We start from the raw sequence: 442 nt of genomic DNA on the forward strand, positions 1-442 counted from the left end.
CGTCATAGCTGCGCTTGAACAAGGTGAAATCGAGCAGATCATCGCTGGCGATGCCCAGGCGTTGCACGATGGCGGTGCGCAGGTCTTCTTCGGGATGGTCGATTGGCAGCTTGAGTTCAGTGATTCGTAACATGGCGGGGATCCGGATTCGCGGGGCGCACAACTGCGCCAGGGCGTTTGAAGGCGGCGATTATAAGCCGCCGCGAGCGGATCCGTGGGGGAAAAACGATCAGTCGTTGCGTGCGCCGCCGAAATAGCCGCAGCCGCGCTGGACCTGCCCGTCGATGCGCAACTCGGCGCTCATGTGCTGCACGCTGCCGGTGCTGCTGTCGACGCAGCGCTGTGGCGCGACCCACAATTCGATGCGCTGGTTGTTGGCTTCGCTGCTGAGATTGAAGCGGCCGTCGCCCAGTTGCTCTTCCACATACGGCACGGCCAGCGG

Annotated in this window: 1 pseudogene; it reads right to left on the reverse strand. The window is 62.9% G+C overall.

Annotated elements, in window-relative coordinates:
* Positions 1–229 precede the first annotated feature (229 nt).
* Positions 230–442: pseudogene (locus J5M56_RS25530) on the reverse strand (hypothetical protein); the annotation flags it as partial.

Origin of the sequence: Pseudomonas sp. 51_B (assembly GCF_017491595.1) — a bacterium.
GTDB classification, from domain to species: Bacteria; Pseudomonadota; Gammaproteobacteria; order Pseudomonadales; family Pseudomonadaceae; genus Aquipseudomonas; species Aquipseudomonas promysalinigenes.